This window comes from Nocardia sp. NPDC051052 (assembly GCF_044456045.1).
Taxonomy (GTDB): domain Bacteria; phylum Actinomycetota; class Actinomycetes; order Mycobacteriales; family Mycobacteriaceae; genus Nocardia.
This window is the reverse complement of sequence record NZ_JBITFL010000006.1, coordinates 653,001-678,096: the sequence shown is the minus strand read 5'-3', so window position 1 is coordinate 678,096 and position 25,096 is coordinate 653,001. Positions and strand designations below refer to the sequence as shown.

At 66.6% G+C, this 25,096-nt stretch carries 20 protein-coding genes; 9 read left to right on the top strand and 11 right to left on the bottom strand.

Annotated elements, in window-relative coordinates:
- Positions 1–339 precede the first annotated feature (339 nt).
- Together ACIBCN_RS24350 and ACIBCN_RS24345 are read right to left on the bottom strand one after the other, a co-directional pair.
- Positions 340–540, bottom strand: coding sequence for a hypothetical protein (locus ACIBCN_RS24350; protein WP_396993916.1), 201 nt, complete (start codon positions 538–540; stop codon positions 340–342).
- A 157-nt stretch (positions 541–697) separates the two neighbouring features.
- Positions 698–1,297: a class I SAM-dependent methyltransferase gene (locus ACIBCN_RS24345; protein WP_396993951.1), complete on the bottom strand. Its 600-nt coding sequence runs from the start codon at positions 1,295–1,297 to the stop codon at positions 698–700.
- A 237-nt stretch (positions 1,298–1,534) separates the two neighbouring features.
- On the opposite strand from ACIBCN_RS24345, the gene ACIBCN_RS24340 reads away from it, so the two are divergent.
- A complete protein-coding gene (locus tag ACIBCN_RS24340; protein ID WP_396993915.1) occupies positions 1,535–2,581 on the top strand; it encodes an alpha/beta hydrolase in 1,047 nt (348 codons plus the stop codon).
- Here the strand turns inward: ACIBCN_RS24340 and ACIBCN_RS24335 are convergent.
- The 5 genes from ACIBCN_RS24335 to ACIBCN_RS24315 form a co-directional block, all read right to left on the bottom strand.
- Positions 2,567–4,306 carry an ABC transporter ATP-binding protein gene (locus tag ACIBCN_RS24335; protein ID WP_396993914.1) on the bottom strand — a complete coding sequence of 580 codons (1,740 nt, stop codon included), beginning with the start codon at positions 4,304–4,306 and terminating at the stop codon, positions 2,567–2,569. The two genes, ACIBCN_RS24340 and ACIBCN_RS24335, sit on opposite strands and share 15 nt — an antisense overlap.
- The gene (locus tag ACIBCN_RS24330) at positions 4,303–6,012 is read right to left on the bottom strand and encodes an ABC transporter ATP-binding protein (RefSeq protein ID WP_396993913.1); all 1,710 of its coding nucleotides are present in this window, start codon (positions 6,010–6,012) and stop codon (positions 4,303–4,305) included. The genes ACIBCN_RS24335 and ACIBCN_RS24330 overlap by 4 nt, the downstream gene beginning before the upstream one ends.
- Before the next feature lie 4 nt (positions 6,013–6,016).
- On the bottom strand, positions 6,017–7,165 hold the full coding sequence (locus ACIBCN_RS24325) for a diguanylate cyclase domain-containing protein (protein WP_396993912.1): 1,149 nt from the start codon (positions 7,163–7,165) through the stop codon (positions 6,017–6,019).
- A gap of 114 nt (positions 7,166–7,279) precedes the next feature.
- A complete protein-coding gene (locus ACIBCN_RS24320; protein ID WP_396993911.1) occupies positions 7,280–8,755 on the bottom strand; it encodes an FAD-dependent oxidoreductase in 1,476 nt (491 codons plus the stop codon).
- Positions 8,756–8,895: 140 nt separating this feature from the next.
- Positions 8,896–10,068, bottom strand: coding sequence for an aminotransferase class V-fold PLP-dependent enzyme (locus tag ACIBCN_RS24315; protein ID WP_396993910.1), 1,173 nt, complete (start codon positions 10,066–10,068; stop codon positions 8,896–8,898).
- Between the two features lie 229 nt (positions 10,069–10,297).
- On the opposite strand from ACIBCN_RS24315, the gene ACIBCN_RS24310 reads away from it, so the two are divergent.
- Positions 10,298–11,194 carry a hypothetical protein gene (locus tag ACIBCN_RS24310; protein WP_396993909.1) on the top strand — a complete coding sequence of 299 codons (897 nt, stop codon included), beginning with the start codon at positions 10,298–10,300 and terminating at the stop codon, positions 11,192–11,194.
- A 36-nt stretch (positions 11,195–11,230) separates the two neighbouring features.
- Here the strand turns inward: ACIBCN_RS24310 and ACIBCN_RS24305 are convergent, their stop codons facing one another.
- Positions 11,231–12,169 carry a LysR family transcriptional regulator gene (locus ACIBCN_RS24305; RefSeq protein WP_396993908.1) on the bottom strand — a complete coding sequence of 313 codons (939 nt, stop codon included), beginning with the start codon at positions 12,167–12,169 and terminating at the stop codon, positions 11,231–11,233.
- 74 nt (positions 12,170–12,243) lie between these two features.
- On the opposite strand from ACIBCN_RS24305, the gene ACIBCN_RS24300 reads away from it, so the two are divergent.
- The 3 genes from ACIBCN_RS24300 to ACIBCN_RS24290 all read left to right on the top strand — a co-directional run bounded on the left by ACIBCN_RS24300 (position 12,244) and on the right by ACIBCN_RS24290 (position 15,956).
- Entirely contained in the window at positions 12,244–13,758 is a 1,515-nt protein-coding gene (locus tag ACIBCN_RS24300) for an MFS transporter (protein WP_396993907.1), read from the top strand.
- Positions 13,759–14,000: 242 nt separating this feature from the next.
- Positions 14,001–15,131: a serine hydrolase domain-containing protein gene (locus tag ACIBCN_RS24295; RefSeq protein WP_396993906.1), complete on the top strand. Its 1,131-nt coding sequence runs from the start codon at positions 14,001–14,003 to the stop codon at positions 15,129–15,131.
- A gap of 159 nt (positions 15,132–15,290) precedes the next feature.
- A complete protein-coding gene (locus tag ACIBCN_RS24290) occupies positions 15,291–15,956 on the top strand; it encodes a TetR/AcrR family transcriptional regulator (protein WP_396993905.1) in 666 nt (221 codons plus the stop codon).
- Positions 15,957–15,960: 4 nt separating this feature from the next.
- Here the strand turns inward: ACIBCN_RS24290 and ACIBCN_RS24285 are convergent, their stop codons facing one another.
- From ACIBCN_RS24285 to ACIBCN_RS24275, 3 genes are read right to left on the bottom strand one after another with little or no spacing between them, the layout of a single operon-like run.
- On the bottom strand, positions 15,961–17,046 hold the full coding sequence (locus ACIBCN_RS24285; RefSeq protein WP_396993904.1) for an S-(hydroxymethyl)mycothiol dehydrogenase: 1,086 nt from the start codon (positions 17,044–17,046) through the stop codon (positions 15,961–15,963).
- Between the two features lie 8 nt (positions 17,047–17,054).
- A complete protein-coding gene (locus tag ACIBCN_RS24280) occupies positions 17,055–18,215 on the bottom strand; it encodes an NAD(P)/FAD-dependent oxidoreductase (RefSeq protein ID WP_396993902.1) in 1,161 nt (386 codons plus the stop codon).
- Positions 18,216–18,234: 19 nt separating this feature from the next.
- Entirely contained in the window at positions 18,235–18,582 is a 348-nt protein-coding gene (locus ACIBCN_RS24275) for a bifunctional 3-phenylpropionate/cinnamic acid dioxygenase ferredoxin subunit (RefSeq protein WP_396993901.1), read from the bottom strand.
- Positions 18,583–18,778: 196 nt separating this feature from the next.
- Between ACIBCN_RS24275 and ACIBCN_RS24270 the strand changes: the two genes are divergently transcribed.
- From ACIBCN_RS24270 to ACIBCN_RS24255, 4 genes are read left to right on the top strand one after another with little or no spacing between them, the layout of a single operon-like run.
- Positions 18,779–21,223, top strand: a complete 2,445-nt coding sequence (locus ACIBCN_RS24270) for an FAD-dependent oxidoreductase (protein WP_396993900.1) — start codon at positions 18,779–18,781, stop codon at positions 21,221–21,223.
- Between the two features lie 4 nt (positions 21,224–21,227).
- Entirely contained in the window at positions 21,228–22,391 is a 1,164-nt protein-coding gene (gene solA, locus ACIBCN_RS24265) for an N-methyl-L-tryptophan oxidase (RefSeq protein ID WP_396993899.1), read from the top strand.
- A gap of 28 nt (positions 22,392–22,419) precedes the next feature.
- Positions 22,420–23,556, top strand: a complete 1,137-nt coding sequence (locus ACIBCN_RS24260; RefSeq protein WP_396993898.1) for an aromatic ring-hydroxylating dioxygenase subunit alpha — start codon at positions 22,420–22,422, stop codon at positions 23,554–23,556.
- A gap of 6 nt (positions 23,557–23,562) precedes the next feature.
- On the top strand, positions 23,563–25,044 hold the full coding sequence (locus ACIBCN_RS24255) for an aldehyde dehydrogenase family protein (protein WP_396993897.1): 1,482 nt from the start codon (positions 23,563–23,565) through the stop codon (positions 25,042–25,044).
- Positions 25,045–25,096 lie beyond the last annotated feature (52 nt).

Here is a 25,096-nt window from a genome sequence, read left to right as displayed (position 1 = left end):
GGGCGTTTCGGTTGCGATCACCCCGGGACAAGCCTCTACCGTTACTCATGAACGTCCTCCTGCCGCGATGGGACAACAAGCCCGACTAGCGCATCAGGAGGACGTTCGCTCGTCCAGACCGAGACGCAGAACGTCTTTCTATGCCGCATACCGCGTGGTTCAAACGGCCATGCGCCACGTTCGAAGATCAGCCGATCACGATCATCGAAACCATGCTGGCAGAGCGGATGTCGAGCTAGATCGCGGCGTCAGATTTCGCCGATACAACATCGCGCCCGTTCAGGCCGCCCTCAAGATTCACCGATAAGCGACGTCAGTGCGATGTGGCCGAGTACGGGTTTACCAGTCGATGTCGTGGCCTGTGCCAGGTTCGGACTGGTAGGGGTCATTCTGGTCGGCGCTGTAGTCGTCGGTGTACTCGGTGTGGTGACCGAGGTCGGCGGCGTGGATGGCGCCTGCTATTTCCTGCCCGGCCGAGTGGGGTTGCGGGTCGGTGGGTTCGGGCTGGGTCTGGTTGTCCGGGAACGCAGAGGGACGCAACGCTGTTCGGCGGGATCGGCAAGGCGGCCGCGGCGTTCGATGAGCGCCATCACGTCGCAAGCCGGATGTATCTCGAGCAAGTCCAACCGGCGCGGCAGGCGGACATCGTGATCGGCAACAACGATTTGTCCCGGCCGCGGTTGAGCGCGTTCGGCTCCTAACCTTCGACAAGTTTCGGGTTGCGGGTGAAGCGCACGGTGTCATGCCATCGGTTGCCGATCACGTCGAGCAGCGTAAAGCCTTCCGGCTCAACGAGTTCCCGCAGCTCGGCCACGCTCAGGCGGTCCGGGTCGGGGAAGTGCTCGAAGAACGCGAGCTGGCCGCCGGGCTCGAGGACGCGGCCGAGCGAGCGGATGCAGGCGGATTTGTCCGGGACCTCGCCGATCACGGCGGCCAGGAACGCGACGTCGAAGGTGTTGTCCGGGAACGGCAGGCCCGAGCTGGCGTCACCGCTGTGGAATCCGACGTTCTCGCAGCCGGCGGCCGCGAGTTTGCGGCGGGCCTTGTCGAGCATTTGCGGCTGGAGGTCGAACAGTTCGAGTCTGCCGTCGGTGAGTTCGCGGGCGAGTTCGAGACTGTAGAAACCGGGGCCGGGGCCGAGCTCGAGGACCTGATCGGTAGGAGTCAATTCGAGTTGGTCGACGGTGTCGCGCGGATTCGTGAAGAGTCGTCGAACCGGGTTGTCGAGTAGGAATGCGGCCTGGTGCGGATAGGGAAAGTCGCCCGCTCGCCGCGTTTGCCGGAGCAGGGTGTCCAGCCAGGTAGTCGTCATCTGCACCTCCGAGAACATGGTAAGGGTTACCTTACTTCGTGGAAGCTCGTTGCGCTACAACGTCGATCGACCCCCGATCGCCCGCACCTGGACGGCCCGATACAGCTACGGCCCCAAGGCTTTAGGCTGGGCTCCACCGATGGCGACCTACAAACTCAACCTGTTCACCACCGTTGGTCAAGATCGACCGCTGAGCTGATCGGCGCGACTAACGTGGGATAAATGTTGCCTTGGTCAGCCGAACTAGCCGGACGTCTCGATGAACATGTCTTCGACAGCGCGCTGCTGCGCGACAATCCGCTGCGGGATCCGCACGAACGGCCGTTGTGGGTATACGTGCCGCCGGGCTACGAGGACGACCGCGAGCGGCGGTATCCGTCGATCTACGTAATCCAGGGGTACAGCGGGCATATCGAGATGTGGCGCAACCGGACGGCCTTCCGCCGCCCGTTTCCGGAAACCGCCGACGCGGTCTTCGCGGCGGGCGAGGCGCCACCGGCGATCGTCGTGTTCGTCGACGCCTGGACCGCCTATGGCGGTAGTCAATTCGTCGACTCGCGCGGCACCGGCCCGTACCACTCCTACCTTTGCGAGGAGATCGTCCCGTGGGTGGACGCGCACTATCGCACGGTGGCCGACCGCGATCACCGCGCGATCATGGGCAAAAGCAGCGGCGGCTTCGGCGCGATGATCACGCCGATGCTCCGTCCAGATATCTTCGGCGCGTTGGCAACTCATGCCGGTGACGCGCTCTTCGAGTATTCCTACCTGCCCGAATTCGCCGACGTCGTGCGCCAGCTCCGCGCCTATGACGGCGATATTCACCGATGGTGGGCGGACTTTCAGAACCGGGTGTCGTTCACCAAACCGGAAGACAAGGAACTCGTCGAGTTGTATTGCGTGGCGGCATGCTTTTCGCCGGGTCCCGATGGATTGCCGGAGCTACCCTTCGATCTGCGCACCGGTGCACTGAAACCTGATGTCTGGCAACGATGGCTGGACTGGGACCCGGTCCGCATGGTGCCGATGCACGCCGAGGCGATGCAATCGATGCGGGCGATCTGGATCGACGCCGGCACCCGCGACGAGTGGTATCTGGACCTCGGCGCCGAAGCCTTCCAGCAGGCCCTGCTCGATGTCGGCGTCAGCGCGGACATCATCAACTTCGAACTATTCGACGCCACACACGGCGGGATCGACTACCGCTACCCGATGTCACTGGCCTGGCTCGCCAAGCACCTCGATGCTCCTGTTTTATCCATGCCATGAGTTCCATAGCGCGGCATAGGTCCCGTTGCGCGCGACCAGGTCGGCGTGGGTACCCAGTTCGATGATGCGGCCCGCGTCCATCACCGCGACTCGATCCGCATCGTGTGCGGTCTGTAGTCGGTGCGCGATCGCGATCACTGTGCGTCCTTCGAGGACAACGGCCAGTGCTCGCTCGGTGTTTCGCGCCGACGTGGGGTTCATTTGCGCGGTGGCTTCGTCGAGCACGACGGTGTGCGGGTCGGCGAGGACCACGCGGGCCAGCGAAAGGTGTTGTGCCTGTGCGCCATCGAGGCGGTACCCGTTGTCTTCCAGCGTCGTGTCGAGACCGTTCGGCAGATCCTCGGCCCAATCGGCACCTACTGCGGCGAGCGCGGCGCGTAACTGATCATCAGTCGCCGCGGGCCTGGCGATGAGCAGGTTCCCCCGAACCGTGTCGTTGAATACGTGCTGTTCCTGCGTTACCAGGGCGATGTGGTGGCGCAGACTGTCTGGGTCCAAACCCGAAATCGGTACGCCCCCAAGGTGTACCGAGCCGGTTCGTGGTGCGTCGACGCCCGCGAGCAGCCGCGCCAGCGTGGTCTTGCCCGCGCCCGAAGTGCCGACCACGGCGAGCCGCTCACCCGGTCGGATCTCGAGGTCAACGCCGTGCAGCACATCGCCCCTGTCATAGGCGTAACGCACGCCCGCGAGGCGAATCCGGTTGTCCGCGGGCGTCGCCGAGGTGGCCGGTTTCGCGGTCGGCGCCGCGGCGAGCCCTTCCAATCTCGCGTAGGACGCGATCGCGGTCTGCACGCCATCCACCCACAACATGACCGTGTTCAGCGGGGCGACCAATTGTCGCAGGTAAAGGGCCGCGGCGACGATGGTGCCGAGGCTGACGGCTCCTCTACTGTGCAGCGCGCCGCCGATCAACAGGACCGCGACCAGCGGCAGGACATAGGAAACCTCCAGGGACGGAAACAACACCGTCCGCAGCCGCAAGGTCGCCAACCGCGCGCCGCGCGCCGTGGCGATCGCGGAAGTGGTTGTCGCACGGTGTCGTTCGGCCAGACCGAGCGCTTCGATCGTCCGCGCCCCGGCTGCGCTGGTCGCGATGAGTTCGGCGAGCTGTGAGCCACTGGCGGCCTCGGTGAGATAGGCCTCCCGGGATCTACGCAAATACCAGCGCAGCACAATGGTTGCCACGATCAGGCAGCTGAGACTCGACAAACCCAGAACCGGGTCGAGCACCAATACCGCGCCGATAATGAACACGGCCATGAGGGCGGCGACGAAAACCTCGGGCGCGGCTGTCCGGAGCGTCGCCGTGATAGTCGGCGCGTCGGTGGTGCCTCGCGCGATCAGATCACCGCCGGAGACGCGTTCGACGACCGCGGCGGGCAAGGCGAGGACGCGATCGAGGAACCGTTCGCGGATGCGGGCCGCGGCGCGCGCACCGAACCGGTAACCGACGTATCGGGCGTATCGGGTCAGCACGATCTCCGCGACCGTGCAGGCGAGGATCGCGAGGGCCAGCCGGTCCACGGTGCTGATCACCGCGTGTGTGGGGGACTTGCCGACCGCGTCCACGATCCTGCCGAGCAACCACGGACTGGCCAGACCGGCGGCGACCGCGAGCGCATTGAGCACCAGCACCGCGATGAATACCATTCTGTCCGCGCGGATCTCGTGCACAGCGGCACGCCGGATCTGGGCGGCGTCCGCGACTGGGAGTTGGGTCGTCATCGGTGTGCTCCCTCGTCGGTATCGCGCGATACAAGGGCGCGGTAGCCGGGTTCGGTCCGCAGCAGCTCGCGGTGAGTACCTGCCGCCACCACCGCACCGTCGACCAGGTAGAGCACGCTGTCCGCACGATCGAGGACGAGCGGAGAGGTGGTGGTGACAGCCGTTGTTCGTCCGCGTCGCGCGTCGTGCAACCGGGTCGCGATCGTGGCCTCGGTGTGCGCATCGACGGCCGAGGTCGGTTCCACCGCCAGCAGTATCTCGGGATCCGCGTAGACGGCCCGAGCAAGCCGAAGCCGTTGACGTTGCCCACCGGACAGATTGTGGCCTCGCGGATTGATTGTCGAGGCCAGACCGTCGGGCATGGCATCGACCACGTCAGTGGCCACCGCGGTGTGCAGTGCGTCGAGGATCCGAACTTCATCCGGCTCGTGGCGGCCCGCGATGACGTCTCGGACACTCCCGGTGAACAAGTGGGCGTCGTTGTCCGCGACCAGGATTCGACCCCTGAGCTGCCCGGCGGAAACGACGTCGAGCCGAATGTCACCCCACGTGACGTCCGATTTGGTGAACCCGCCGAGCCGATCGATGACCGCCGCACTGTCGGCGGGACGTTCGCTGACCAGCACGGTCGACAGCCCCGGCCGCACCTCGACACCAGACGCGGGATCGCGCAGCATCGACGGCCCTGCCGGAGCATCGACGGTGCCGGTGCGGCTTTCCGGGGAGATCAAGAGCAACTGCGTCACCCGACGCGCGGCAACGCGAGCGCGCGCGATATCGCCCGCACCCTCGATGAAGAACGACACCGGAACGACCAACATGGCCGTATACCCGTACACGGCGACCAGTCCGCCGACGCTGATCGATCCCTCGGCCGCCATCCGGGCGCCCAGCCAAGTGACGACCGCGAGGAAGGCCGCGGGCAGCCCGGTGGCGAGCGCGTCGACCCAGCTGGTGGCGACGCCGACCCGATACTCCTGGGTGACGAGCGCTCGCGAATCACGCTGGTACCGAGCAGCATACCCGGATTTGCCGCCGAGACCGTTCAGCACTTGGAGGCCGTTGAGCACATCGACGAGCCGGGTGGTCAGCGTGCCCTGCTGCTCGCGGTAACCGGCACCGGCTCGCTCGATTCGGTGCAGCAGCGGGCCGACGGTGAGTGCGAGGGTCGGTACGCCTGCCAGTACCACCACCGCGAGCAGCGGCGAGATGGCGAACATCACGACCGCGACGACGATGTACCCGACGGCGGCGCCGATACCAGGCCCCGTCACGGTCAACGATTGCGCGATCACCCGCACATCGCCGCCGCCGATCGCGACGATCTCGCCGGTGGCGATGCGGCGGGACAGATCGGTGCCGAGCCGCACACAATGCTCGACGGTGGTCGACACGATCCGAAAGGACGCCTCCATGCGAATCTTCGACATGGTCCGGTGGCGCGCGATGCCCAATGCCGCGTTGACAACGCCGATACCGAACAATGCCGCCACCCAGCCGGTGAGCGCCGCGAGGTCGTTCTCGGCCAGACCGTCGTCGATGGCGCGCGAGAGCAAGTAGGGCGGAATGGTGAGCGCCACCATCCACAGGCTGCCCAGGGTTGCCCCGAGCAGGACCCGACGGGGTTGGCTGATCACCAGCCAGAGCAGGAATCGGTTGGGGCTGGACCTTTCTCGTGGTCCGGGCGGATCAGCGATCAGGGGCACTCGTTCACGATAGGTTGCGACTGTCGTGCAAGGGTGGGATCGCGTCCCGGGGGTCGGCGATCACAACGTTGTTGCCGCCCAGTTGCTTTGCCCGGTACATGGCCGAATCCGAGCTGCGGAACACCTGACGCGGTGTGGTCGCGGGATGCCGTTCGCCCTCGCGGTCGGGCTCGAATTCCGCCGCCCCGACGCTGGCGGTGATCGTGCTCGGCAGGCCGGGGATCGTTTCGACCGCGTGCCGCAGTCGCTCCGCGACGGCACCGATGTCCGCGCCGTGCAGATGTCCGACGACCATGAACTCCTCACCACCGGTGCGCACCACGATGGCATCGGGCAGCGCCGCGGCCCGCAGCCGGTCGGCCGTGCGCACCAGCACCTCGTCGCCGAACGAATGCCCGAAGGTGTCGTTGACCGTTTTGAACCGATCGAGATCCAGCGTCACCACGTAGACGCCTTCGCGGCAGCGTCGTCCGAAGAAGCGTGGCAGGTGCGAGTCGAGGCCGCGGCGGTTCAGCAGCTTGGTCAGCGGATCCGACAGCGCGTCCACCCGCAGCAGCCAGCTACAGAACTGGGTGATCGGCAACACCACGCCGGTCGCCGCGATGACCACCAGGACGGCCACGATGCCCAGCGCGACATCGCCCTGCCCATGCCCATTGCTGGTCGGCACGCCGAGCACCATCATTGCCGCCAGCGCCACAATCGACAGCGCCGACCAGCCGAGATGCAGCGCGAGGACCTGCGGGCTGTGAAAGATCGTGACGTACGCACCGCTGGTCACCAGCAGCACGCAGCCCAGCGCACCGAGGAGCCGATCCTGGATCATCACATTGTTGGCGGTGATGGCCAGATCGACACCCGCCACCCAGAGCAGCGATTCGAGTTCGCCAGGCCACGGCAACAACCACCAGCGCACCGTCCACACGCTCGCCATCGCGACCACGAGGAGGGCCTGCACCTGCCCGGCGGTGTTGCTCTGACCCGCCTGCGAATTCAGCGCCAGCACGGTGATCAACCCCATGACGATGCCGCCCGCACCGACCATCAGCTTCAACGGTTCGAGCGCGGAGTGGGATTGGAGCGTTTCGATCAGCCATCGGTAATCGACCCGGTATCGCCACCAGGCGCGCACCATCGATCGACTGCTTGTCACCGAGCCACCGCCTCCGGCTGGCAATCTCCGGTCTGTTGAATACCGCCTGACAAAACGCGTTCTCCGCGAAGTTTAGCGGTGACTGTCAGTAACCGGGAGTTTGCTTGCGAGGTATCAATGTGACGAGGGCCACGTGGTATCGCTCGGTTCGAACCACTGCGGGATCACCGCACGGACGAAGGAGCTGATGCATTCGGCGGTCGGACCGGACAGAATCTCGCCGACGAAGTAGATGCCGTGCTGTCCCTGGATGCCCGCCACCCGATCGAACCAGCCGTCGCGGACCGCGGCCGCGCTCGGGTAGGCGGGCCATTCGGCGATCGTCTCGGCGACCAGTTCCGGGTCGGCGAACAGGAACAGGCTCTCCTTGGCGAGCGACCAGGCCCGCGCGTCCGATATCGAGGTGTCGGAGTTGCTGAAGCAGACCCAGTACGGCCCCGGATGTTGTTTGTTGGCCGCGGTGATGCGATGCATCGCCTGCTCGGGATCGGAGTCGGTGTAGCTGCCGTAGGGATCGATCACCCAGAAGCCGAGGGGTTCACCGGAATCCAGCCGACGCGGGTAGGCGAGGAGCTCTTCGCGCACCCGGACGAGGTAGCTGCGTGTCCACGCGCGCGGGCAGTTCTGTTCGGCGAACAGATCGTGGATGTCGCCCGCGGGGAACATCTCTCGGATCTGCGCGGGCCGCGCGGTCACCACCACGCGCGAATAGATCGCGCTGCGCTGCTCGCCGTGCACGGTGCAGGCGACTCGAACCCCGTCCGGCCCAATGGGTTCGATGCCGGTCACCTGGCTGTCGACGGCAACTGTGAGCCGGTGGTCATCGGCGATCCGGCGCAGGAAACTGATGAACCCCGCCTGAAAGCTCAGGCTGACCGGTCGACGGGAACCCAATTGCGCGAGCAACGACTGCGGCATCCTGGCGAGCAACGACTGCTTCTCGGCCGGATACAGCGACAGGAACAGCTTGGCCAGCTGCGAAACGTGCCCATTGATGTGCGCGTTGATATTGATGATGGTTTCGGCGGGCTGGCGCGGACGGCGCATATTGGCGTAGATCGTCAGCCCCTGCAACACCTCGCCGACCAGCGGTGCGTGGCGCGCGCGATAGGTCTCCCAGGTCTCGCCGGGGACGCCATCGAACGCTAATCCACTCTGTCCGGGCGCGTGCCTGTTCCGCGCCGCCTGTTCGATGATGTTCCAGGCCTCGACCAGCTGGTCGATCAGCTGCTCAGCGGTCATGCTCTGGAACAGCGGCACGAGATGTGGCGGCACGCCGAGTTGCGGTTTGCCGGAGTCGGATCGGCCGACGAAGTACAGCGCCTCGGTCTTCGTCGGCACCGGATGATTGCGCAGCAGTTCGTCGATGGCGGTGCCCGCCATATCCGCGCCGAACGACTGCTGGATCACCAGATGCGACTGGAAATCGTAGATGTCACCGTCGACGTCGACGGTCTGGCAGTAGCCGCCGAACTGCGGGCCCGCCTCGAGAATGTCGATGTTCTCGAAGCCGAGCTCGCGCAGCTTCGCGGCGGCCAAGATGCCGCTCTGGCCGGCGCCGACGACGCAGAGGGGTGCCGCGAGATCCATGGGAACTCCTACGGGTTGGGCAAAGACAAGGACCGTAGGCGGTGAAATGCGGGGGATCAGCACGCAACTCGCTCATGACGGGTCCTCGGCAGGGGATGGTCATGAGTATGCGGCACCGGGGGTGCCCGGTTCAGCGGTTTTCAGCTGCTGATCAGCCGGGCCGTCGTGTCGACCAGTCGATCGATGTCTTCGTCGTTGTTGTAGCCGTGCGGGGAGATGCGCAGCCCGCCCGCACGTGCGGACACCGCGATACCCTCGGCTTGTAATTGCTTGGCGAGCAAGGGCATCGGCGGGCCATCGAGGTGCACCGCGACGATGCCGGAACGTCCCTCGGCCGAGCGGTCCGACAATACGGTCGCGCCGATCGAGGTGAGGCCCGCGCACGCCAGATCGCACAGGCGATCGACATGGGACCAGATCGCCGGGATGCCCGCGTCATGCAGCAGATCGATCGAGGCGCCGAGCGCGGCTATGCCGGTCACATTCGGCATGCCACCCTCCAAACGCCGTGCGGTGTCGTCGAATACCAGCTCGAGGTTGTCCCAGTCCTCGCGGTGCGCCACCGAATTCCAGCCGGGTTCCAGCGGCCGCAGCAACTCCAGCCGCGAACCCCGCACGTACAGCACGCCGCAGCCTTCCGGGCCCAGCAGCCACTTGTGCCCGTCGGCCATCGCGAAATCGACGTCCCAGCGCGCCAATTCGGCTGGCAGCACGCCGATCCCCTGAATCACGTCCGCGCACAACAAGGTACCGACCTGCTGGCACGCTCGCCCCAGCTCCGCCAAGTCGACTCGCCAGCCGCGGCCGAACTGCACCCAGCTGGTGACGACCAGCTTTGGCGGCGGCCCGGCCTGGATCCGATCGATGAATGCCTCGACGCTGAGCCGTCCACCCGGCCCCTCCGGCCGTACCCGATCGACCAGCACGCCGCGATCCGCCAACGCCAGCCACGGATACAGGGTGGACGGGAATTCCAGATCCGGCACGATCACCCGGTCGCCGGGAGCCCAGTCGAGACCGTTGGCGATCATCCCTAGTCCGGTCGTGGTGTTCTTGACGAACGCGACATCGGCCGACGGCACCCCCATCAGCCGTGCGGCCGCCGAACGCACCCGCTCGACCTCGGCACTGTGCGCCGCATAGGTGAACTCGCCATCCAGCGAAACCTCAGTCGCCCGCCGGACCATTGCATCGACCGACGGCTGCGGCAGGGGGCTGATTCCGGCGTGGTTGAGGTATGCCCACCGGCGTGCGGCCGGAAAGTGTTCGCGGGCAAGGGGAGTGGTGTCCACGGCGCCGATCGTTGCGGTCATCTCATCGTCTCCAATCAAGCGGACGATATGTCCACTTCCAGCTGCCTGAAGGCTACGGCCTAACCGGTCGCTCTGTCCATTTAGCCTCCGGGGTGAGTTCATGACCTGCGTTGAGCTCGGGTGATCTTCGCCTCGCTCGACGGCGTCGTCGCGGAGCCGGTGACCCACGCCCGGGTCCGCGGACGTTATCGTCGGTTGTGGCTGAAATGGTGGGTTCGGGGTTGGTCGTGTGCTGATCGGTCTGGTAGCCGCGCTGCTCGCGTGCGTGGGGTATGGGGTGGCGTCGGTGCTGCAGGCGTATGCCGCGCGCCGGTCGGCCGCGGTGGCGGCGGCGCGCGGCGCCGGTGGGCAGTTGACCGACACCGGGGCGCCGACGGTCGCTTCCACGGTCGCGGCGGTGTTGACGGTGTGGTTCATCGTCGGCAGCGTGCTCGATGTGGTGGGGTTCGCCGGGAATGCGGTGTCGGCGCGGCTGATTCCGCTGTTCCTGTCGCAGACCATCATGAGTGCCAACCTGATCATCACCGCGGTGCTCGGCATCTTCGTGCTCGGGATCCGGCTGCACCTGCGGGACTGGGTGGCGATCTGTGCGGTGATCCTCGCGTTGGCCGCGCTGGGTGCGGCCGCGGGGCATGAGGGTGGCGGTAGCGATAACCCGGTCATGCACTGGGGTGTGCTGATCGCGTCGGTGGTGTTGTTCGGTGTCAGTCAGCTCGTGGTGCGGCGCTTGGGGTCGAGAGGCGCGGTCGCCGCGGGTTTGGCCGCCGGAATGTTGTTCGGGGCCTTGGCGATCGCGGTACGCATTGTGCAGGGGATCGATCCGTTGCACGTCACGACACTGCTCGCCGACCCGGCCGCCTGGACGATCGCGATCGCCGGTATCGGCGGCTTCTACTTGCATACCGTTGCGCTGCAACTCGGTTCGGTGAACGGGGCGACCGCGGCGCTGGTGGTCGGTGAGACGGTCATTCCGGGAATCATCGGAGTGCTGGTGCTCGGCGACACGTCGCGACCTGGGCTCGGCTGGCTGGCCGGGCTCGGCTTCGTCCTCGCCATCGGCGGCGCGGTAGCGGTCGCGGTGTTCGGCAACGTCTCGCAACTCGAGCACGCGGACGCGGACGCGTAGGGGGTTGGCCCCGCACTTTTGAGACACGTACGCGTGTCAGCGCGGCGAGTCTGGGTGCGGGAAGTCAGAACTGGTGCGGCTGCCGTTGAGCGCGTCGCGAATCGTCGCACGTAACCAGCGCTGGGCCGGGTCGGCGTCGAGCCGGGCGTGCCAGAGCAGCCGGACGTCGATGTCGGGCAGGCCGGCGATGGGAAACCAGCGAATGCCGAGCGTTTCGCCGTACTGCTCGGCCAGGCGCCGCGGGGCCAGTCCGACGTAGTTGCTCGTGGCGACCAGTAGCGCCGCCACGGCGGCGGTCGGCACGACGGCGGCGACCCGTCGTTGCAGGCCCGCGGCGTCGAGTACGGCGTCGAGCGGTCCGCGCGCGCGGCCCCGGCGGGAAGCCGAGACGTGGGGGTACTCGCACAACTGGGACAACGTCGGGCGGCGGTGTTTGCCGAGCGGGCTGTCGGCGCGGACGATGCCGACTATGTGTTCTTGGTAGAGCAGGGCCTCGTGGATGTCGGGCGCGGTGACATCACTGGCGCCGATGTCGAGATCGACCGAACCGTCGCGCAGGGCTTCGATGCTCTCGCTGCCCTCCGCGACGAAACGCAGCGTCACGCCGGGCGCGGCCGCGGCAGTGGCTTCGGCGGCCACGGCCGAAAGTGTCACCGCCACACCGTCGTTGATCCGAATCGTGAAGGTGCGCTCGAGCTCGGCGATGCTGACTTCTCGGTCGGCGCTGATCAGGACCGATGCTTCGTCGAGCAGGGAACGCACGCGCGGGGCGGTGCGCAGCGCGAACGGCGTCGGTGCCATCCCGCGACCGGCCCGCACCAGGATCGGATCGTGCATCGCGCGGCGCAGCCGGCCCAACGCCCGGCTGGTTGCCGGGATGGACAGGTGCAGGCGTTCGGCCGCCGCGGTGACGCTGCTGTCCTGGAGTAGCGCGTCGAACACGCGAAGGAGGTTCAGGTCGAGCTGCTCGGACATAGTTGCATGCTACGCAAGTCACTATTGTCAAAGTTGCGTGGCACGGAATCCACCCACTTCATACCGTCGTGACCATGCCATTCAATGTTTTGACCCGTGATCGCCCGCCGACGTCCCGCGCGCGGCCGGCCAGTCCCGTCGCGCCCCGCGGTCTGCTCGCCGTTATGTGCGCGTGCGTCGTGCTTGTCGTCGGGATGGTCGCCGCGATCAACTTGGCCGTCCCGATGCTTGCTGCGAGCGCACTGCATCCGTCCGCGTCGACACTCGTGTGGATCGTCGATACCTACGTCATCTTCTTCGCCTGCCTGGTGATTCCCGGTGGTGCCGCCGGGGATCGTTTCGGGCGCAAGGGTGTTCTGCTGGCCGGCCTCGGACTGTTCGCCGTGGGTGCGCTGCTGTCGGCGGTCGCGCCGAATGTCGCTGTGCTGCTGGTCAGTCGCGCGATCACCGGTGTCGGCGCGGCCGCGGTGCTGCCCAACACGCTCGCGGTGCTGCTGCACGCTGTTCCGGTCGAACGCAAGGGCCCGACGATCGCGGTCTGGGCGTCGATGACGGGTATCGGTGGCGTGGTCGGCAATGTTGGTGGCGGGGCGGTTCTTTCGGGCGGTTCGTGGCGCTGGTTGTTCGTTGCCGCCTTGCCGATCGCGCTGGTGCTGGTGGCCTTGGTCGGGCGCATCGCGCCGCTATCGCCGCGTCATGATCGCGCCCTCGACCTGCCCGGCGCGGTGTTGTTCGTCGCGGCGTCGGTCGCGTTGCTGCTCGGCATCGTCCAGGGGCCGGAGTCCGGCTGGGGGAGCCCGGTCGTCATCGGCGGGTTCGTTTGTGCCGCAGTGTTGTTCGCGGTGTGGACGGTGGTCGAATTGAAAGTCGAACACCCACTGCTCGATCCGCGCCTGTTCCGCGTCCCCGGCCTGCGCAGCGCGTGCCTCGGCATGACGACGGTCTTCTTCGGCATGTTCGCGCTGTTCTACGTCAACGCGTCATTCCTGCAGTACGGCATGGGATTCAGTGTGCTGCGCACCGGTCTCGGCATCATCCCACTGACCATCCCGATCATCCTCGCCGCCCGGCACGTCGGCCGCCTGTCCCAGCGCATCGGCATCGACGCGACGATCGCACTCGCCTTCGTGTTCGTCGGCGGCGGACTACTCGGCCTGTCCATGAGCGACGCACACACGTCTTACCTCACCTATGCCGCCTGGCTCGTGGTCACCGGAATCGGCGTGACGCTGGCACTTCCGACGCTGTCCGGCGCCATCGCGGGCTCACTACCGCACGCCCAGGCCGGAGTCGGCGCCGGATTACAGGCCACCACCCGCGAATTCGGCAGCGCCCTCGGTGTCGCCATCATCAGCACCGTCCTCACCGCCCGCTTCGTCGCCGCGCTCCCTCCGGACATCCGCGCCGCCCACGATCCACACACCGTAGCCCAAGCCCTCGCCACCACCACCGGCCGCACCAACGACATTGTCACCGCGTTCATCTCGGGCGCGGCGACAGGATTACGGACGATCGGCGTAACCGTACTCATCCTCGGCGCCCTCGTCGTGCTGCAGTCACTGCTGTCCCGCCGTGCACGCGGCCACTAGATGATCGATTCCAAGCAGTCGTTCGGCCGAATATAGTGCCCGGCACGTTCCAGATCGGCTGTGCGGCCTGATCATCGCGACGGCAACCGACCGTCTGAAAGTAGCCGAATAGCGAGTAATTCGGACTCGCAATCCGACGCGGTAGGTAATCGCCCACCCTCGGCTGGGCTGGCACTCGGGTTGGATGTGCTGTAGTACTGCGGTCCAATGCGTTTGCGGGCCTGGGGTTTTACGGTCGGGTCATGAATGTACGAGCCTTCGTTCTCCCGCTCTGCGCGGCCGCGGTGCTGGTGTGCGCCTGCACGACCAACGCAGCCAGGCCCGCCTCCGCACCACCGGTCGCGGTCACCCGCGCGGACAGGGTGCGCGGTGACCTCGAGGCGATGGTGCGCTCCGGCGCTGTCGGGGCATTCGCCACGCTCACCGACAATGGCGCCAGCACGGTTGTCATCGCGGGCCTCGCCGATCTCGCCGCGCGGAGCCCGATGCCGACCGATTCGTCCGAGTACGTCCGGATCGGCAGCATTACCAAGACCTTTACCGCCGCGATCGTGCTGCAACTGGTGGCCGAACACCGGATCGACCTCGACCGGCCGATCGACACCTACCTGCCCGGTCTGCTCAGCGGCGACGGCGTCGACGGGCACGCCATCTCCGTCCGCCAGGTCCTGGGGCACCGCAGCGGACTGCCCCAAGCGCCCGAATCCCCGCAGACGAACGAATACCAGGCGGCCCAGGTTGGCCTCACCTACACCCCCGCGCAGGAGATCGCGGTCGCCTTACGGTATCCCGCGCAGTTCGCCCCCGGCACCCGGTTCGAATACACCAACACCAACTACATCGTCGCCGGCATGCTGATCGAGGCGGTGACCGGACACCGCTACGCCGATGAACTGCATGACCGCATTCTCATCCCGTTGGGCCTGTCGGACACCTATCTCCCGTCCACCGGCGAAACCGGTTTGCGCGATCCGCATCCGAGCGGCTACGCCACCGTCGAAGGCGCCATCATCGATCAGACGCACATCGAGCCGTCGCTGCTGTGGGCCTCGGGCGCACTGGTCAGCACGGGCGCCGACTTGAACCGCTTCTACACCGCCCTGCTAGCTGGGCAGGTGGTGCCGGAGCCCGTCCGGCAGCAGATGCTGGATGGTGTCGACAGGGGCCACGGCGACGGCTTCTCCTACGGTCTCGGCGTCGGCTACACCCAACTAGCTTGCGGCGCAAGATATGTCGGCCACGTCGGAGGTATCCACGGCTTCTCTGCCATCTCCGGCGCCACCGCCGCTGGGCGTGCGGTCACCATTTCCTACACCGGGACACCCACCACCACCGATATCCGCGGCTTGCTCACCCACGCGCTGTGCGGGTGAGCAAGCCCGACCTGCCCATCCGCCATCGGTGCGACACCCCGTGCGGCAGATTCGACCATCGGGCTGAACCACGGTGAGACCGCCTGTGATCACCACGAGGGCGTCGCTGCTGGGCATACGCATGGTTGGCCGCGCCAGCGGATAGGGGAGGATGGCTCGGTGCCCAGACAAACGGATCGCCCAGGGAAGGTCGGACGACCGCCGCGTCTCTCGCGGGAGGCTATCGTCGCGGCCGCGGATCAGGTGTTGCGGACCGATGGTGCGGACAGCTTGTCGATGCGGCGGCTGGCGAAGGAACTGGACAGCACGCCGATGGCGCTGTATCACCATGTGCGCGACAAGGACGAGCTGCTGTTGCTGCTGCTGGAGTCGCACGCACAGCAGATCCCGCGGTGGGAATTCTCCGACGATCCGCGTGAGCGGCTGCTCGAGGCCGCGTTCGCCCTCTACGAAGGCCTCGCCGAGCGACCGTGGATCATCGAGGTGCTGACCTCCGACCCGCTGATCGTTCCCTCGGCCATGGGGATCGTCGAGACGCTGGTGGCCGCCGCCGTCACCTACGGGTGCAGCACCGAAGAGGCCGTCGACCTGTATCGCACCATCTGGTACTACATCATGGGCGATCTGATCATCCGGGTGAACCGAGACCGTCGGCGGGCGCGACTCGAGGCGTCGTCGTCCGCCGAGGCGGGCGTTGATCAGCTGGACCCGGCCGACCTTCCCACGCTTGCGGCCATCGGCGATCAATGGGGCGGCCTGACCTCCCGCGATATTCATCGGAAGGGCCTGGAGGCCATCGTGAACGGCCTGCTGCCGCAACGGTGAACGTTTACCACACCACGACGGAGCGCAGCACGTCACCGTGATGCATGGCGGTAAAGGCTTTTTCGACCTCGTCGAGTGAGATGCGTTCGGTGACAAAGCGTTCCAGGGGGAGTCGGCCTTGCCGGTGCAGGTCGATCAGCATCGGGAAGTCGCGTTCGGGTAGGCAGTCGCCGTACCAGGAGGACTTCAGGGCCCCGCCGCGCGAGAACAGATCGATCAGCGGCATTTCGAGGGTCATGTCCGGGGTGGGCACGCCGACCAGGACCACAGTGCCCGCTAGATCGCGGCCGTAGAAGGCTTGCTTCCAGGTTTCCGGGCGCCCTACCGCATCGATCACCACGTCGGCACCGAAGCCGTCGGTGAGTTCCTGTATCCGTTCGACCGCATCCTCGGTGCTGGCGTCGATGCGGTGAGTGGCGCCGAATTCCTCGGCCCAGGCCAACTTTCGGGAGTCGCGGTCGATGGCGATGATGGATTTCGCGCCGGCCAGGCGAGCTCCGGCGATGGCGGCATCGCCGACGCCGCCGCAGCCGATCACGGCCACGCTGTCGCCGCGGTAGACGTTGCCGGTATTCATCGCCGCGCCGATGCCCGCCATGATGCCGCAGCCGAGCAGACCCGCGATGGCGGGGTCGGCGTCGGGATCGACCTTGGTGCACTGCTTTTCGTGGACCAAGGTCTTGTCGGCGAAGGCGCCGATACCCAAGGCGGGCGTCAGCTCGGTGCCGTCGGACAGCGTCATGCGCCGGCTGGCGTTGCTGGTATCGAAGCAGTACCAGGGGCGGCCGCGGCGGCACGCTCGGCATTCCCCGCAGACGGCGCGCCAGTTGAGTACGACGAAATCGCCGACCGTCACATGGGTTACGGCGGCGCCGACCGTTTCCACGATTCCGGCGGCCTCGTGGCCGAGCAGGAACGGGAATTCGTCGTTGATGCCGCCCTCGCGGTAGTGCAGGTCGGTGTGGCACACCCCGCACGCCTGCACGCGCACCACCACATCGTGCGGCCCTGGGTCGGGGATGACCACCTCGACCATCTCGACCGGCGCTGCTTTGCGGCGCGCGATGACGCCGCGCACGGTTTCGGACACGAATCCTCCTACGGGGTCGCGAAGGCCGCGGGCCGTCGCTCGATCTGCTTGCGGTAACGGGTGAACAGGCGGGCGTTGTCGATGGCGAAGACGGCCACCGGCTCGCCGTCGCGTTCGTACAGTGCGGTGCACGAGGGCGTCGACGGGTCGCCGTCGATGAAGCGAACCGCGTCGTCCGGTCGGCGGTCGCCCGCGAACTGGATCATCCGTCCGTACTGCCGTGACCAGAAATAGGTGGTCGGGATGTTCGCGGCCGGTGCGCCGACGATGGCCGCCGCCGCGATCCGGGCCTGGGCGGTGGCGTTCGACCAATGCTCGCTGCGATGGTGGGTCCCTGAGGTGCGCTGATAGGCGCGGGCGCAGTCGCCGATGGCGTAGATGTCGGGAATTGTTGTGCGGCACTGTGAATCGGTGACGAAACCGTTGTCGATGCGCAGCGGAGAATCCTGGGCCCATTCAGTGTTGGGGACCGCGCCGATGCCGATGATCACGGCGTCGGCGGCGAGCAGCGTGCCATCGGTGAGGCGCACCGCGCTGACCCGTGCGTCGCCGAGGAATTCGGCCACCGCCACTCCGGTGCGCAACCGGACGCCGTTGGCCGCGTGCAGATCCGCGCACAATGCGCCGAGGTGTGGGCCGAAGACGCCGGACAGCGGATCGGTCGCGAGTTCGACGATCGTCACCCGCACGCCGAGAGTTGCTGCGGTCGAGGCGATCTCGGAACCGATGAGTCCCGCGCCGACGATGACGACGGTGCGCGCGGTGTGCAATGCGGCGCGGATCGCGTAGGCGTCATCGACGGTGCGCAAAGTATGGATGCCGGCCAGTGCTTGCGCGCCGGGTAGTGTGCGAGCGCGGGCGCCGGTGGCGAGGACCAGCGATTGCCCGGCGATCACTGCTCCGTCGTCGAGGGTGACGCCGGGACCGGCTGCGGTGGAGGTGATTCCGGTCGCGCGGCGTCCGAGCGACCAGTGGGTGCCAGGATCGTTGGTGTCGCCCAACGCGATATCGACGTCGGCGTGCAGGTATTCCTTCGACAGCGGCGGCCGGTCGTAAGGCGGATGGACTTCATCGCCGACCACGGTGATGCTGTCGCCGTAGCCCCGCTCCCGAAGGTCGCGTACCAGCGAGAACCCGGCCAGTGACGCACCGACGACCACCACGCTCACGACTCCACCATTCGCCAGCTCATGACGGCACGCTGCTGACCACGACATCGCCGTCGAGTATCCGCACCGCATACGTGCGCACGGCGATCTTGGCGGGCGGCCCGGACACTCGACCGGTGCGCAGATCGAAACATGACTCGTGCAAAGGACATTCGACCGTGCAGTTTTCGACCCAGCCATCCGCGAGAGACGCATCCTGGTGCGTGCAGGTGTCATCGATCGCGAACAAGCCGTCGTCGGTATGGAATACCGCGATCGGCGTTCCGCCGTCCGGCCGCACGGTGGCCACCTCGCCGACCGGCAGGTCCGCGAGGCGTGCGACGAACAGTTCGGTCCCGGCGGCGGGGTGCTTCGCAAGGGATTCCATCAACCCTCCATGAGTTGCTTAGAGCGCAACAGATATCGCGATACGCAACAGTGTGCGACATGGCCGAGGCGTCGTCAAGCCCCCGAATAGCCCTGTTGACACGTGGTTTCCCGCGGTTGACAGCGTGCCTCGACAGGCGGACTATTTGTTGCGTAATACGAATTCGTTGCGCTACTAGCAACAACGGAGGCACCCTTTGGCTCACCCGAAAGTCGTCATCATCGGAGCCGGGATCGTCGGGGCATCGCTGGCCGACGAAATGACCGCCCGTGGCTGGGCCGACATCACCGTGCTCGACCGGGGACCGCTGTTCACGACGGGCGGATCCACCTCGCACGCACCGGGTTTGGTGTTCCAGACCAACCCGTCGAAGACGATGACCGAGTTCGCCCGCTACACCACCGAGAAGTTCGGCGCACTCGATCATCCGGCGGGACCCGCGTTCGATCCGGTCGGCGGACTGGAGGTGGCCACCACGCCGGAGCGCTGGCGGGATCTGCACCGCAAATTCGGCTGGGCGCAGTCGTGGGGGATCGCGGGGCGCCTGCTGGACGCGTCCGAATGTGCTGCCCTGTATCCACTGCTCGATGCCGACCATGTTATCGGCGGATTCCACACTCCCGCAGATGGTTTGGCGAATGCGGTGCGCGCGGTCGAAGCGCAGGCGCGGTCCGCGATCGCCCGCGGCGCACGGTTCCTGCCCAACCAGGAGGTGCTCGGCATCGCCGAGAGCGGTGGGCGAGTAGCGGGGGTGCGGACCGCCGACGGTGTCATCGCCGCGGACATCGTGGTGTGCGCGGCCGGATTCTGGGGTGCTGAGCTGGCGAAGCAGGTGGGGCTGGTGCTGCCGTTGGTGCCGATGGCGCACCAGTACGCCAAGACCGGATCGCTGGCGGCACTAGCGGACCGTGCCGCCGCAGCGCGCCTGCCGATCCTGCGCCATCAGGATCAGGACCTCTACTTTCGCGTACACGACGACCGGATCGGCATCGGCTACTACGGTCACCGGCCGATGCCGGTCGACATGTCCACCCTGGCATCGGCCACCGCGGGCGCGGCGATGCCGTCGATGCTGCCCTTCACCGATGCCGACTTCGCCCCTGCCTGGCACGAGTCCATGGAATTGCTGCCTGCACTGGGTGATTCGAAGCCCGAGGAGGGATTCAACGGGATATTCTCCTTCACCCCCGACGGTTTCTCGATCATGGGCGAACACCGAGATCTCGCGGGTTTCTGGGTTGCCGAGGCCGTGTGGGTCACCCATTCGGCCGGGGTAGCGAAAGCGACCGCCGAATGGATCATCGATGGTGCGCCGAGTACCGACGTGCACGAGTGCGATCTCTATCGCTTCGAAGACGTAGCGCGCAGCGAGAAATTCATCATGGAGACCAGTTCGCAGGCCTTCGTCGAGGTCTACGACATCATCCACCCGCACCAATATCGCACCGCGTTGCGCGGTCTGCGTACCAGTCCCTTCTACGCCAGGCAACAGGAGTTGGGCGCGTTCTTTTTCGAGGGCGGTGGCTGGGAGCGGCCCGCTTGGTACGAGGCCAATGCCGCACTGACGCAGCGACTTCGCGACGAGGGTATGCCGTTCCCGGACCGGGACGACTGGTCGAGTAGGTTCTGGTCGCCGATCTCCATCGCGGAGGCGCGCTGGACCAGGGAACGCGTCGCGATGTTCGATATGACACCGCTGACCCGATACGAGATGGCCGGTCCCGGCACGCTCGACCTGCTGCAGCGGCTCACCACGAACAACGTGGACAAGAGCGTCGGCTCGGTCACCTACACGCTGCTCCTTGACGAAACCGGCGGTATCCGTAGCGATCTCACCGTTGCCAGGCTCGGTGCGCAACGGTTCCAAGTGGGCGCCAACGGACCGATGGATTTCGACTGGTTCACCCGCCACCTGCCCGCCGATGGCTCGGTGACGCTGCGCGACATCACCGGCAGCACCTGCTGTGTCGGTGTCTGGGGACCGAACGCGCGGGACCTGGTGCAGCCCTTGTGCTCCGACGACCTGGCGCATCAGTCGTTCAAGTATTTCCGCGCGCTGCACACCTATCTCGGCCCCATTCCGGTCACCATGCTGCGAGTGTCCTACGTCGGTGAACTCGGCTGGGAGATCTACACCTCCGCCGAATACGGCAACGCGCTGTGGAATCTGCTGTGGGAGGCGGGCAGCGCCTACCAGGTCATCGCTGCGGGCCGCATCGCGTTCAACAGTCTGCGCATCGAAAAGGCCTACCGCAGTTGGGGAACCGACATGACCGCGGAACACCTGCCGGTAGCGGCGGGTCTCGACTTCGCGGTGCGGATGACCAAGCCCGATTTCGTCGGCAAGGCCGCGCTGGAACAGGCCGGTGCACCGGCAAAGCTGCTGCGCAGCATCGTCTTCGAGAGCCCATCGGCGGTGGTACTCGGCAAAGAGCCGGTCTATGTCTACGGCTTGTATGGGGGATATGTCACCAGCGCGGGCTACTCGGCGACCATCGGACGCTGCATCGCCTACGCGTGGCTGCCCGCGTCCGTCGTCGTGGGCGACGCGGTCGAGGTCGAGTACCTCGGTACCCGCCACACCGCGACGGTGCACGCCGAGCCGGTGGTCGATCCCGAGATGTCCAGGATCAGGAGGTAACGACATGACCACGGCGACAAAGGGATACGACGTCATCGTGATCGGCGTCGGCGGCATGGGCAGTGCCGCCGCCTATCACCTCGCGGCGCGCGGACAGCGGGTGCTCGGACTGGAGAAGTACACCCCCGCGCACAACCGCGGCTCGAGCCACGGCGGCTCCCGCATCATCCGCCAGTCCTACTTCGAGGACCCCGCCTACGTTCCGTTGCTGCTGCGCTCCTACGAACTCTGGGCGAAGCTGGCCGCCGATGCCGACCGCGAAGTCGTCCGGCTCACCGGCGGCCTGTACCTCGGCCCGCCGGACAGCCTGACGGTCGCGGGCAACCTGCGGGCGAGTCGCGAATGGTCACTGCCGCACGAGGTCCTGGACGCTGCCGAGATCCGGCGCCGCTTCCCGAACTTCACCCCCGCCGACGACGACATCGCGGTGTACGAGTCCAACGGCGGATTCGCCCGCCCGGAACTGACGGTGCGGGCGCACATCGACCTGGCATTGCGCGCCGGTGCGACCCTGTCGTTCGGCGAGGAGGTGCTCAGTTGGGCGGAAACCGCTTCCGGCGTAACGGTGACAACCGCCAGGGCCACCTATCACGCGGACCAGCTCGTCGTCTGCCCCGGCGCATGGGCGCCACAGTTGTTGTCCGACTTCGGTATTCCCATCACCATCGAACGCCAGGTGCTGTACTGGCTCGATCCGATCGGTGGCACCACGGCCTTCGAGGACCAGCCGATCTACGTCGCGGAGGACGACTCCGGCACGCAGATCTACGGCTTCCCCGCCATCGATGGGCCCGCAGGCGGCGTCAAGATGGCGTTCTTCCGCAAAGGCATCGTCTGCACGCCTGACACCATCGATCGCGTCGTGCATCCGCACGAGATCGAGGAGATGCGGGACCGAGTCGCCGCCCTGCTCCCGGCGCTGGCCGGTCCCTGCGTCCACACGGCAACCTGCATGTACTCCAACACCCCCGACGAGCACTTCGTCATCGCTCGCCACCCCGGCGGCACCCGCGTCACCATCGCCTGCGGCTTCTCCGGCCACGGCTTCAAATTCGTCCCGGTGGTGGGGGAGATCCTGGCCGACCTGGTCATCGACGCGACCACCGAGCACCCGATCGCACTTTTCGACCCGCAGAGGCTGGTGAGCAGTGAAAACGGCAGCGCATAACGAGTCAGGTGGTCGGGCGACGGCGGACATGCCGGTGACGTCACCGGCTTTGATCCCAACCCTCGGTGGCAAGTGGTACGTCGACGAACGAATCTTCGCGGCCGAACAGGAACAGCTCTTCGAGCGAATGTGGTTCTGCGCCATCAGAACCGGTGATCTCGCCCAGGCCGGTCAGTTCAAACGGGTGCAGGTCGGCCGCGAAAGCGTGCTGATCGTGCGCGGCCGCGACGGTGCGTTGCGCGCCTTCCTGAACATCTGCCGCCACCGCGGCGCGATGCTGTGCACCGAGGATCAGGGCCAGGTGCGCCGCAACCTGCAATGCCCGTACCACGCCTGGACCTACGGACTCGACGGCAAGTTGCTCGCCGCACCCAATATGGCCGCGCTGAAGGACGCCACCGGCGCAGACATCGATCGGGTCGCCTACGGCCTGGTCCCGGTCGCCCTGCGGGAGTGGCTCGGCTACGCCTGGGTCTGCCTGGCCGACGAGCCCCCGGTCTTCGAGCGCGAGGTGATGGGCGCGGTCACCGAACGCCTCGGCGAGCCGGCCGCGATCGACGCCTACGAGATCGACACCCTCGAGGTGGGCCGCCGAGTCGTCTACGACGTCGCCGCGAACTGGAAGCTCATCGTGGAGAACTTCATGGAGTGCTACCACTGCGCGACCATCCATCCCGAGCTCACCGAGGTATTGCCCGAATTCGCCCAGGGCCTGGCCGCGCAGGTGTTCGTCGGCCACGGTGCGGAATTCGGCGCCGATATCGCCGGGTTCACCGTCGACGGTTCGCCGGGTTTCGATCGGCTGCCGGGGGTTACTCCGGAACAGGACCGTCGCTACTTCGCCATCACGATCCGGCCGACGGTTTTCGTCAATCTGGTCCCGGACCACATTATTTTCCACCGGATGTTCCCCGTGTCCGCGGACCGCACTATCGTCGAGTGTGATTGGTTGTACACCAAGGATGTGGTCGCCGCGGGACGAGATGTGTCCCGTTCTGTCGAATTGTTCCACCGGGTGAACGAGCAGGATTTCGCGGCATGCGAGCGAACGCAACCCACAATGTCGTCGCGCGCCTACCGTAAGGGCGGGGTGCTGGTGCCCGCCGAGCATCACATCGCGGAGTTCCACGAGTGGTTGTCCTGTCGTATCGGTGACGTGAGGTGACGTGTGATGAATGGTGATCCGGATCTGCTCATCGGCGGTCGATGGACGCATGCCGCGGACGGCGGGGTGCGGCAGATCATCGACCCGGCCCATGGTGCGGTCGTGGCGACGGTGGACGAGGCAACGCCGGACGACGCGCGCGCCGCCGTTGCCGTCGCGCGCACGACCTTCGACGAGGGGAGCTGGGCTGCGACGCCGGTCGCCGAGCGGTCGGCATTGCTGCTCCGGATCGCCGACCTGCTGGCCCGCGACAAGGACCGGCTGGCCAGGCTGGAGACGGCGGACACCGGAAAGACGTTGGTGGAGAGCGAGATAGACATCGACGATGTGATCTCGGTCTTCCGCTATTACGCGAACGCCGTTGCGGTGCAGGCGGACCGGCTGATCGATGTGGGCGACCCGGCGGTGATCAGCCGGGTGGTGCATGAGCCGATCGGGGTGTGCGTGCTCATCGCGCCGTGGAATTATCCGCTGCTGCAGATGTCGTGGAAGGTGGCGCCCGCGCTGGCCGCCGGCTGCACCATGGTGCTCAAGCCGAGCGAGGTGACGCCGCTGACCACGATCGAGTTCGCGCGGCTCGCCGAGGAGGCGGGGGTGCCCGCCGGGGTGCTCAACCTGGTGCAGGGCAGCGGCGCGGTGCTCGGTACGGCGCTCACCGACAACCCCGACGTCGACTTCATCTCGTTCACCGGCGGCCTGGCCACCGGCCGGACCATCAGCAGGGTCGCCGCCGAGCACGTCACCAAGGTGGCGGTGGAGCTCGGCGGCAAGAACCCGCACATCGTGTTCGCCGACGCCGACTGGGAAAGCGCCGTCGACCACGTGCTGACCGGCGTGTTCCTGCACTCCGGTCAGGTCTGCTCGGCGGGCACCCGGCTGATCGTCGAGGAATCCATCGCCGAGGATTTCGTGGCCGAGCTGGCGAGCCGCGCCGAACGGATCCGGGTCGGCCCCGGCCTCGACCCGGCAAGCGAGACCGGCCCCATGGTCTCCGAGGAACACCGCGCGAAGGTGGAAGCCTATGTCGCGCTGGGTATCTCGGAGGGCGCGAAACTGGTAACCGGCGGCACCCGGCCGAGCGACCCCGCCTTGCGGGACGGAAGTTACTACCTGCCAACGATTTTCGACAGATGCGACCGAACGATGCGCATCGTGCAGGAGGAGACCTTCGGCCCGATCCTCACGGTGGAGCGATTCAGCACCGAGGCCGAGGCGATCCGGCTCGGCAACGACACCGAGTACGGCCTCGCCGCCGGCGTGCGCACCTCGGATTCGGCCCGCGGCGAGCGGGTGGTGCGCGCGCTGCGGCACGGCACGGTATGGCTCAACGACTTCGGCTATTACACCGCCGGTGCGGAATGGGGCGGGTTCAAGAAGTCCGGTAACGGACGCGAACTCGGCCCGACCGGCCTGGCCGAATATCAGGAAATCAAACACATTTGGCACAACACGGCACCTAAGCCGGCGGAGTGGTTCAAGGGCGTCTGATCGTTGGTTACACAATCTCGGCCGGACAGCCCGTACGGCCGCCCGCGGAAGG

Excerpts from the sequence above, each read along its gene's own strand:
- ACIBCN_RS24320 (WP_396993911.1), bottom strand. The coding sequence starts at position 8,755 with ATGGATCTCGCGGCACCCCTCTGCGTCGTCGGCGCCGGCCAGAGCGGC.
- ACIBCN_RS24260 (WP_396993898.1), top strand. The coding sequence starts at position 22,420 with ATGCCGGTGACGTCACCGGCTTTGATCCCAACCCTCGGTGGCAAGTGG.
- ACIBCN_RS24255 (WP_396993897.1), top strand. The coding sequence starts at position 23,563 with ATGAATGGTGATCCGGATCTGCTCATCGGCGGTCGATGGACGCATGCC.
- ACIBCN_RS24275 (WP_396993901.1), bottom strand. The coding sequence starts at position 18,582 with ATGGAATCCCTTGCGAAGCACCCCGCCGCCGGGACCGAACTGTTCGTC.
- ACIBCN_RS24335 (WP_396993914.1), bottom strand. The coding sequence starts at position 4,306 with ATGACGACCCAACTCCCAGTCGCGGACGCCGCCCAGATCCGGCGTGCC.
- ACIBCN_RS24315 (WP_396993910.1), bottom strand. The coding sequence starts at position 10,068 with ATGACCGCAACGATCGGCGCCGTGGACACCACTCCCCTTGCCCGCGAA.
- ACIBCN_RS24340 (WP_396993915.1), top strand. The coding sequence starts at position 1,535 with ATGTTGCCTTGGTCAGCCGAACTAGCCGGACGTCTCGATGAACATGTC.
- ACIBCN_RS24295 (WP_396993906.1), top strand. The coding sequence starts at position 14,001 with ATGAATGTACGAGCCTTCGTTCTCCCGCTCTGCGCGGCCGCGGTGCTG.
- ACIBCN_RS24305 (WP_396993908.1), bottom strand. The coding sequence starts at position 12,169 with ATGTCCGAGCAGCTCGACCTGAACCTCCTTCGCGTGTTCGACGCGCTA.
- ACIBCN_RS24300 (WP_396993907.1), top strand. The coding sequence starts at position 12,244 with ATGCCATTCAATGTTTTGACCCGTGATCGCCCGCCGACGTCCCGCGCG.
- solA (WP_396993899.1), top strand. The coding sequence starts at position 21,228 with ATGACCACGGCGACAAAGGGATACGACGTCATCGTGATCGGCGTCGGC.